At 41.0% G+C, this 310-nt stretch carries 1 protein-coding gene; it reads left to right on the top strand.

Annotated elements, in window-relative coordinates; translation table 11 throughout:
• Positions 1-310, top strand: a 310-nt coding sequence (locus GBN19_RS15630; protein WP_151778721.1) for an IS3 family transposase, incomplete at both ends; no start/stop codon positions are given.

Below are 310 nucleotides of genomic sequence, written 5' to 3'. Positions count from 1 at the left end.
GCATCATGCTGAGGAGATTAAACGAATTTGGAAGGAAAGTTCAGGTCGGTATGGTGTACGTAAAGTCTGGCAAAAACTGAAACGTGAAGGCTATATTATTGCACGCTGTACTGTTGCTCGATTAATGCAAAAGTTAGGTATACAAGGTGTTTGGCGTGGTAAGAATAAACAAACCACCCGTAGCCGAGATGACCAAAAACGGGCAGATGATTTAGTGAAACGTAATTTTAATGCTGATCATCCAAACCAACTATGGGTGGGTGACTTTACGTATATTCAAACTCATTCAGGCTGGGTATATACCGCATTT

Source organism: Acinetobacter brisouii (assembly GCF_008993995.1).
Classification (GTDB): domain Bacteria; phylum Pseudomonadota; class Gammaproteobacteria; order Pseudomonadales; family Moraxellaceae; genus Acinetobacter; species Acinetobacter brisouii_A.
Note: the sequence above shows the minus strand (reverse complement) of the source record. Positions and strands in the feature narration are given on the sequence as shown.